Annotated in this window: 8 protein-coding genes and 1 pseudogene; 5 read left to right on the plus strand and 4 right to left on the minus strand. The window is 41.7% G+C overall.

The window, feature by feature from the left end:
* Positions 1–48: 48 nt before the first annotated feature.
* From bktB to P8O70_15055, 4 genes and pseudogenes are all read left to right on the plus strand, one after another.
* Positions 49–1,179: pseudogene (gene bktB / locus P8O70_15040) on the plus strand (beta-ketothiolase BktB).
* Between the two features lie 312 nt (positions 1,180–1,491).
* Positions 1,492–2,127, plus strand: a complete 636-nt coding sequence (locus P8O70_15045; protein ID MDG2198163.1) for a glutathione S-transferase family protein — start codon at positions 1,492–1,494, stop codon at positions 2,125–2,127.
* Positions 2,128–2,171: 44 nt separating this feature from the next.
* Positions 2,172–3,020: a CmcJ/NvfI family oxidoreductase gene (locus P8O70_15050; GenBank protein ID MDG2198164.1), complete on the plus strand. Its 849-nt coding sequence runs from the start codon at positions 2,172–2,174 to the stop codon at positions 3,018–3,020.
* Positions 3,021–4,031: 1,011 nt separating this feature from the next.
* Positions 4,032–4,418, plus strand: a complete 387-nt coding sequence (locus tag P8O70_15055; protein MDG2198165.1) for a hypothetical protein — start codon at positions 4,032–4,034, stop codon at positions 4,416–4,418.
* Between the two features lie 7 nt (positions 4,419–4,425).
* On the opposite strand, the gene P8O70_15060 is transcribed toward P8O70_15055, so the two are convergent.
* Genes P8O70_15060 through P8O70_15070 form a run of 3 tightly spaced genes read right to left on the minus strand, consistent with a single transcriptional unit; the run spans position 4,426 to position 7,147 of the window.
* The gene (locus P8O70_15060; GenBank protein ID MDG2198166.1) at positions 4,426–5,469 is read right to left on the minus strand and encodes a polyprenyl synthetase family protein; all 1,044 of its coding nucleotides are present in this window, start codon (positions 5,467–5,469) and stop codon (positions 4,426–4,428) included.
* A complete protein-coding gene (dapF, locus tag P8O70_15065; GenBank protein ID MDG2198167.1) occupies positions 5,466–6,335 on the minus strand; it encodes a diaminopimelate epimerase in 870 nt (289 codons plus the stop codon). The genes P8O70_15060 and dapF overlap by 4 nt, the downstream gene beginning before the upstream one ends.
* A 26-nt stretch (positions 6,336–6,361) precedes the next feature.
* Positions 6,362–7,147: a hypothetical protein gene (locus P8O70_15070; GenBank protein ID MDG2198168.1), complete on the minus strand. Its 786-nt coding sequence runs from the start codon at positions 7,145–7,147 to the stop codon at positions 6,362–6,364.
* A gap of 207 nt (positions 7,148–7,354) precedes the next feature.
* Between P8O70_15070 and P8O70_15075 the strand changes: the two genes are divergently transcribed.
* On the plus strand, positions 7,355–7,636 hold the full coding sequence (locus tag P8O70_15075; protein ID MDG2198169.1) for a hypothetical protein: 282 nt from the start codon (positions 7,355–7,357) through the stop codon (positions 7,634–7,636).
* Positions 7,637–7,638: 2 nt separating this feature from the next.
* Here the strand turns inward: P8O70_15075 and P8O70_15080 are convergent.
* A partial coding sequence (locus tag P8O70_15080; protein ID MDG2198170.1) for a hypothetical protein occupies positions 7,639–7,899 on the minus strand: 261 nt, incomplete at its 5' end.

Genomic DNA, 7,899 nt, shown 5'->3' on the forward strand with positions numbered 1-7,899 from the left:
GGTAGATCTTGCAGCATCTGTTGTAGCAAAGGCAATCAAACGAGCTGATACGGAGGCAGTCTCAAAGATTTTCCTTTGGTAGATCTTGCAGCGTCTGTTGTAGCAGAGGCAATCAAACGATCTGATGTGGACGCGTCTAAAATTGGATAAGTAGTAATGGGAAATGTGATTCATACCGATCCACGGGACATGTACCTTTCCCGCTATGCAGCTGTAAAAGGAGGTATTCCAATCGAAACTCCTGCCTAAACTCTAAATCGTCTTTGTGGCAGCGGACTCCACGCGATCGTCTGTGCAGCCCAATAAATTCTATGCGGCGATACAGATATTGCCCTGGGAGGAGGTGCTGAATCAATGCGCCGATCCCAATACTGGCTTCCAAGCATGAGATTGGGACAACGAATGAATGACGGACAGGTCATTGATGCGATGGTTGGAGCACTCTCTGACCCATTTGATAGTTGTAATATGGGAGTGACTGCAGAAAATGTGGCAAGCCGATGGGAAATTTCAAGGGAAGAGCAAGATCAACTTGCTGTAGAAAGCCATCAAAGGGCCCATAGGGCTACTGAAAAAGGATACTTCAAAGGGCAGATCTTACCAATTTCGATCAAGCAAAGAAAACAGATGATCTCCTTTGATAAGGATGAACATATTCGGAGTGATGCCACAACTGAAAGCATGGCTAAGCTGAGAACTGTCTTCAAAGAGGACGTGAGTGTGACCGCGGGTAACGCCTCTGGGCTAAATGACGCCACATCTGCGGTCATCCTGATGGAACGTTCCGAAGCAGAAAAAGATGGCAAAGAAATCCTGGGCCGACTTGTTGGGTATGCACACTCCGGCGTTGATCCGAAATATATGGGTATTGGGCCTATTCCTGCGATTCAAAAGTGTCTCAAGATCGTGGGGTTAACTGTCAAAGATATGGATGTGATTGAGTTGAATGAAGCCTTTGCAGCGCAAGCTTTGGCAGTAGCACGAGATTTAAAGCTACCATTGGATCGTACTAATCCGAATGGTAGTGGCGTCTCTCGGGGCCATCCAATTGGGGCCACAGGCTGTTTGATCACAGTCAAAGTTCTCTATGAATTGAAGCGAATTCAAGGTTGATATGGACTTGTTTCAATGTGCATAGGAGGGGGGCAAGTTATAGCTGCGATTTTCAAGAGAGTTTAGGGCCTGTCAGCAAATGAACATTGCTCGTTCAAGGTGCATCGTTGTCTTAAGGGTAAAGGCCTTATTCCTGTCCCTATTTCAGAAGAGTCCGATCAGTAGATATCAAACTTATCTGGAATTTTTAACCCTTAAAACTTAAAGATTATCAATTGGTCAGATAGCTTTTTTAGATTTCCAATTCTTGTTAAAGAATTAGTGCATTTTAATTGTAACATCTATGATATTGACATAATTCTGGGAAAATCTGTTAAACTATTTTTGTAGATTACACTTGGAATCTAATCAACTCTAAATAATTTAATGGATAGCAACATGAAACTTTATGCAGATCCGATCACAGTCAATTGTCGAAAAGTCCTCGCAGGATTCAAACTGATGGGCATTCCTTATGAAAGAATCCACGTCGATTATTTTAAGTCAGAGCAATTGAATGAGGACTTCATCAAAATCAATCCAAATGCCGCTCTGCCCGCCTTAGTTGATGATGATTTGGTATTGTGGGAGTCCAATAGCTTGTTGCAATATGCCGCAGACAAGTATGGCAAGTCAGAATTTTACCCGACTGATCTGAAAATCCGGGCTGATATTAACAGATGGTTACTCTGGGAAGCATCTGCATGGTTCGGATCCTGTTACGTATACCTAGTTGAAAATTGTGTGAAGCCCGTCTTGGATTCAAGCCCGGATCCCAAAATTCTAGAAGATCAAGACCCCAAGTTTCATAAGTTGGCTGGAATTCTAGATAATCGTCTTGGACAAAATGAGTGGATTGCTGGAATTGGCCCGACAATCGCCGACATCGCCTGCGCTGCGCCAATGCACCTTCATGGGTGGCAAAAACTTCCTTTGGATCAGCATGCGAATATTCGTCGCTGGATGACCCAGGACGTGGAGCAACTTCCAGCCTGGAAAGAAACTCACATTGGAGAGGGATTTACTCTCAGCTGATTTGTTAATTCTCCTTCATCAAAGTCCATTACTCACAGGGAACGATGCTCAACATTCTAGAAGCTCCCGCTAAAGTACTTGGTCAGATCAATTATACCGTTAATAACGGTAAGGAACCATCTTACTACTTCTATGTGCCCGAAGAGGAAGTAGAGATGAACCCGCCTGGAACCGATGTACATGATGTGGAAATCCAAAATGGCTGGCCCATGGTTGACCAGTTTTCTGTGAATGAAATCGGATTCGAATTACACGAATTTACTGATGATTTCAGAGGTTTTCATGATGATCAACTGGTCGTGAATGGATTCTATCCACAAGTGATCGACTTTGTGAAAAAGCATACCAGAGCGAAACGAGTCGTGGTTTTTGACCACACGATTCGCAGAAGGATGTCCAAGGAGCAGATGGAAGGGAACGTCCAAGATGAAAAGTCTGTGGTCAATCGACCTGCAGTCCTCTTGGTTCATAGTGACTATACTCCTAGTTCTGGGCCACAAAGAGTCCAAGATATTATGAAAGAAGAGGCCGAGGAATTACTCAAAGGACGACTCGCATTTTTCAATGTTTGGAAACCATTCTGTGAAAAGGTTGAAGAACTTCCTCTGGCCATGTGTGATGCCAGAACTTCCATAGATGAGGACTTTCTTACGATGAAGTTGAAGTATCGTGAACGGACAGGAGAGATTTTTGTGCTTCGACATTCTCCGAAGCACGAGTGGTATTATTTTCCTTGGATGGAATCGAAGCATGCTATTCTTCTGAAAACCTATGACTCAGAGACCGATGGACGTGCAAGATTTACTGGGCATAGCGCCTTCGAAGATCCCAATTCTCCAGCCAGCCCTCAGCAACGAGAAAGTATCGAAATTCGAACAATGGCTTTTTTCTAAGCAAACTTGGGAAGCCTCAAGGCCACTCGTTACCTCGACCAAAATTGAGACTGTCTCCCCAAACTCGCTGGTACTGGTAGTAATTTTATGAAAACTCTCTTCCTTCGATCTTACACTGTATTTGCTCGGTTTCGTTCTCTCACATTTACAAACCATTCTATTGAGTTAGATTTCTCTCTGACAGCTATTTCCAAATCTGCGCTTCTGAACCAGGCTGGATCCTCTGGATAAACAATCAGCTTTTTGCAACCTGCCTGATTCACATTCGCAAATCGACTGGCCAGAGTGTCTCTTTCTCTTTAAACTCTTCGAGATCCAAAGCCAGTCGGCCAATTGTTCTTTGCAGCTAGGGGAAGAATTGTTTTGGATGGATTTAGCTCAATTTTTGGTTGCCTTGATTGGGTTTGACCATAGAACTTGATGGACTCAGATAAAACAGTACTTGGGCAAGCTGGACAGGTTTTATAGCTCAGTCCTTGCAGAAGCCTGAATTTATAGGATTTGGAAAATTCGAGACCATTGACGCATAGTTTAGGTGAAGTGCCCTCTTTCATGGCTACAGAAAAATTTGAGATCGCTTCACCTTTTGAAAAAATACGCAGGTATGGAAGAATTTGGTCAATTTGAAAGTTTAGTAGGGTTCCTAAAGACTGGTGGTAAAATCCTGAACAAACCCTAGCTCCACTTTCTGATTCTACCGACTGAAGAGGGCTGAATCCTAATTCTTTATTAGTAAGGAATACTTCAAAATTTGTAAAATCAGGATTCATACCTGGACTTTATAAATAGATGTGAAGAATTTACCACATAGGATTAATTCCAATGGTACATCAATTATCCTAAGAGCGCGGGCCTGAGCACCCAGATTAGAAATTAATCCGCTACTAGTCTGAGCCTTTTTTATGACATCAAGAATTGAATTTTTGGGCAGAATTTAAGCTGAAAAAAAGAAAATTACACATATATTTTCTTAAATTTTTATATTTTACTAACAAGAAAAGAGATTATTTGATGAAAAGTTTTTTCGTTTTGATTCTGGTAATCTTTATACAAAACTGTGCATATCAAACTAATGACCAATTAAATTTAACTTCAACATTAAAAATTGAAAATACATCTGGAACTGCTCTTACAGGACTTTACATTTGGGAAGATGGTGAAGAAAATGGCTCTAATCAAATTGAGCTAGCATACGGTTTAACTGGCTTAGCATCTGGGGAAAAGGCTTTTGCTTACCCGATCGATAATTGTGATAAAAATTACAATATTAGAGTAGATTTTTACAGGGGGATTACGTTACTACCCTTACCATATACAGCTACTGCATATTTCGAGTGTAACAGGACAGTAATCTGGAGAATTACCGGAGAGAGTGAAGGACAAATCATCTACAAGTAATTGAAAATCATCCAACTCTGCTACTAATTAGGTAATCCGATAATTCATTTAGGATGTTTCTTGAGGAGTGTTTTGGCAAACTATTCAGAGTTTTATCTGCAGTGGTTTTCCACTTAGCACACTCTTTCTCAACGCTATTATGGGATTTCTTTTCTGATACTTTTTCAATAACCCACTCAACATCATCATCCAAAGTCTCCTCCGCAGGTTTTAGAAGGATGGTCTTTAATTTTTCTGAATCCATCTTGTTAAGATTTTCCAACATGTGAATAGTAATCAAGGTTCGTTTACCCTCTCTGATATCACCCCCTCGCTCCTTTCCATATTCTTTTGATTCGCCAGCATTCTCCTCTAGGTTCAATAGATCATCTCTGATCTGGAAACCTATACCCAGAGCTTCCCCAAAGTCACCTACTTTTTCTAAAATATCGGGAGGAGCGTCTGCGATCATTGCTCCCAACTGACATGGGCCTTTGCCAGAATAGACTCCGGTTTTTCTTCGAATCATTTCAAAGTATTCTGCACTTGTGGGAAAGTGATTGTTGGCAACCCAACCAATATCATAGGCCTGCCCCTCAAAAGTGGCTCTGAAAACTTGATTGAATAAACTGATTATGTCCAAGGTTTTTTGATCACCGAATCTCTCCCGATTAGTCAACAAAATCTCGTATACCATCCCGAATAAGCTATCTCCTGCATTGATGGCCAACGGAATTCCGTGAAGGTGATGAAGTGTTGGTTTTCCACGCCTAAAGAGGGAAGAATCCTCAATGTCATCATGAATCAATGCAAAGTTATGAAATAGTTCAAGTGCCACTGCTGAAGGGAGTGCGTCTTGGTAGGAAGCTCCGAACCACTCAGCACATAAAAGGAGTAGGGCGGGTCGAAATCGCTTTCCTCCCCTTAATGGGTAGTCCTTTTGGATAGAATATAGCTCTTTGTTTGGTTCCATTGATGGAAGAACCTCCAGCGTTGCTCGTTCTATTTCAGCAGAAGCACGCTTGAGAAAATCTTCAAGATTTCCGGATTCGGTTAGTTTAGAACCACTCATGCTCTGTTCTCCATAAACTCATACGAGAAGAGTTCTCCATCTGCTTCCCCTCCGAAGACCTTTGTCACTCCTCCTTTCATGATTATTTGAAAATCTTCCTGAACAATAATTTGGAGAGTTCCCCCAGGCATATGTACTGTTGATTCCCGATCGCACCAATCTAGTTTTCTGGCTACTGCTGCGGCTGCACTTGAACTACTTCCAGAAGCTAGCGTATACCCAGCACCTCTTTCCCATATTTCCAATTTGAGATTTTTACGATCCAAAATCTCCAAAAACTGAACATTCGATCGATTTGGAAAAATGAGATTGTTCTCAATCATGGGCCCAAATTTTTTAGCCATTTCTGGACTGGTTTGTTCTGTTCGGATCACGCAGTGAGGGTTACCAATTGTTGCAGCACTGAATTCAAGAACCTGATCTCCAATCAGTAATTCTTCTTGCAAAACTTCTCTTGAATCCCCCTTCACAGGAATCAAGTTACTGGCAAATGAGACTTTTCCCATTGAAACAGTCACTTCTTGACCATCTGGATGAACCGTTGCCTTAACTACTCCACCTTTAGTGTTGACCTGAAAACTGGCATTTGAAGCAACTAGATGCTGATCCCAAAGATAGCGGCAAAAGATCCTAAGACCATTTCCACTCTTTTCCGCCTCACTCCCATCTGGATTAAAGATTCTAAGGTTAAAATTTTCTTTCCCCTCTACTTGATTGAATGGCCCCCACAATATTCCATCTGAGCCAATTCCAAGGTTTCGGTGGCAGATTCGACGAATTACATCAGGTGAAGGGACTGCGTCAAAATTCTTTGGATCTAAAACTAGATAGTCGTTGCCAAGCGCATGATATTTATGAAATTTCATTTATTGACGAAGATTTGATGGATAGATTAACGACCTAAAAGAGTTGATTGATCAGAATGTTCTAAATTCTTAAAACGCTTTACTAGGGGAAGAAGTCGAAGGGGAAGAGTTGATTCCAGTTCTTGAGCTCTTTTCTGAACAGTGGATAAGAGAATCTGATTTGATTGGGCATGACCGTAGAGAATTGAATTGGTCATCACACCAGTTTTTGCCTCAATTAGCTGACCACAGAGCCCATGCCAGAGTTCCTTTTGAAGTGAAAAGAGTCTAAACTGATTCCAAAAATTACCTACCAACCATCCATCTGCAGTGAGTAATTCCTGCAGCTGTAGTAAGAGGCTTGTCGAATCAAAGCAACTCGATGCACCAGAATGATCGAAGGCATCAAGAAAAATCAGGTCATAGGGACCATTCAAATCGTTGATACTCTCTGTAACATCTATAGGCAGCACCTTGAGTCTGGAATCATTTGGAAGCCCAAAGTGTTCATACGCAGCATCGATCACTAGCGGGTTGATTTCAGTCGCAGTTTGCTGGATTTCTGGAAAATGATGGAAGAGAAAATTTGCTACAGATCCACCACCCAAACCAATATGAAGCACATTTTCTAGTTGCGGCACCAAAGCAATTGCCGCCAGCATTTGCCTAGTATAGCGTAGAAGAAGACAATCCGGTTGAAGGGTGGAATAAGCGCTTTGGACAATCAAATTACCAAAGCGCAGCTCTCTCCTATCAAGCTTTTCCCAGACTTGTACAGGTACTCCGTTAAATTCCTTCTCAAACAACAATTTTTCAGGAAGACTTTGAAACAATTATTGACTCAATAGTAGGTTTTAAGATTTGTTAATCAGAAAACATTTGCGACTTGCAAAAAATTTATTCACCTATGGTATGTCAATTGTAGTACTAATTAAAGTTGATGAGATCTAGAACCTGAAAAGGTTCAATATAATCTGGACAGGATGTCCCGATGGAAGCTATGGATGGTTGCCAGTCAACCCAAAGTTTCTAGGGACCAAATGAGTCAAAATATTAAATTGCACGTCGACTCAGAGCGAAAGATGGCTGTGGAAGACGTGATATCATTGCTAAAATTACTTCGCAATGATTTGGAAGTAGAAGTAGTGACGAAGTCTAACCGACCAGTAAAGCGATTGTCAGCGGGTGCAGTGCTATTGAACGAAGTTGCCAAAGCACAGCCAAGTAGACCTGATGAAGAATTAGAAGAGTTGAATGAAATAGGCTCTCTGTTGAGTGCTGTCACTCGAAGATCCTCATTTAGAGAGCTTGAAACGGCCTAGCTTTAGTGGTGGAAGCATGACCATCTTCGTTTATAAGAAGCAACAGCTTTGGGATTTAATTCCATTCCTGCCTGTGAAGCTAACTGACAAGCCCCACTAATGGAGATGTTTGGCGTAGTGGTGAATATCTCCATTAGTAAACCTACTTCCGCTGCGGAAAGAGTTTGATATGGGAGTGGAGGAATCAGTTCTTCTCCGTTCAGATGTAATTGGTAAGCTCTTGCAATCTCCTTCCAAGATTCTCCCTCTTCTCTTAAAGTCTG

This window comes from SAR324 cluster bacterium (genome assembly GCA_029245725.1).
GTDB lineage: Bacteria > SAR324 > SAR324 > SAR324 > NAC60-12 > JCVI-SCAAA005.